Source organism: Oleiphilus sp. HI0125 (assembly GCF_001635355.1).
Genome location: NZ_LWGF01000036.1, coordinates 1 through 854, shown reverse-complemented (window position 1 = coordinate 854; position 854 = coordinate 1). Strand labels below are relative to the sequence as shown.

At 44.6% G+C, this 854-nt stretch carries 2 protein-coding genes; both read right to left on the bottom strand.

Annotation, left to right across the window (positions count from 1 at the left end; all coding sequences use genetic code 11):
- Nucleotides 1-132: 132 nt before the first annotated feature.
- Complete coding sequence (locus tag A3762_RS00780) at nucleotides 133-666, bottom strand: DsbE family thiol:disulfide interchange protein (protein WP_068753659.1); 534 nt, start codon at nucleotides 664-666, stop codon at nucleotides 133-135.
- Nucleotides 667-854: cytochrome c-type biogenesis CcmF C-terminal domain-containing protein (locus A3762_RS00775; RefSeq protein ID WP_156493097.1), on the bottom strand; the 188-nt coding region annotated here is incomplete at its 5' end. It lies immediately after the preceding gene.

Sequence of the window (854 nt, the reverse complement as noted above, 5' to 3'; positions counted from 1 at the left end):
ACGCAATTCACGGGTTAGAGCTTGATAAGATTCTAGCTTCGTTTCAGAACTAAATTCATATACATCAATGTCGGCATTAAGTGACTCAAAGCCAATAGCAAGGACAAAAAGCAGGACAAATCTCATTGGTATTTACTCCTTGAGCAGTGCGTTAAACCGCGGAGCCAATTGTACCTCCCAAACACGATGATTCACCTCACCGACATGTCGATAGCGTACTACACCATTTTGATCGATGATGTAGGTTTCTGGTGCACCATACACCCCTAAATCGAACCCGAACTTCCCTCGCGGATCAAATAGGTTCAACGAATAAGGATCACCAAGCCCGTCTAACCACTGTAACGCTTTCGCTCTATCATCTTTGTAATTCAGACCAATAATTGGAACACCTTGTTGTGCAAGTGCCATCAGATACCCGTGCTCACTCTTACAAGCTGGGCACCATGTTGCCCACACGTTAAGTAGCGAAGGCTTCCCACCTAAATCAGAGTTAGTGAGTAGTTTGCTTGGATATTCAAGCGATTGTAACGAAAATGTTGGGAGTGGATCGTTCAGGCGTGCTGTTTCTAACTTGCTCGGGTCTTTGCCCAAAGCTGTGTATAAAATAAGTCCTAGACCGACTGCTAACATCAAAGGGGTCAAGAATACGAGACGAGACTTCATTTACTTAGCAAACTCCGAATTTGATGGCATCACTACTTGGCTCACTTTTTCTTTAGGACGATAACGTTTATCAAACACAGCTAAGCCACCTGCAATAAACATGAAAATTGCGCCAAGCCAAATCCATCGAATGAGGGGCTTATATTGAACTCTCACGGCCCATGCACCGCCATCGAGCTCCTCTCCAA

Coding starts and splice junctions, on each gene's coding strand:
- A3762_RS00780 (WP_068753659.1), bottom strand. CDS start 666: ATGAAGTCTCGTCTCGTATTCTTGACCCCTTTGATGTTAGCAGTCGGT.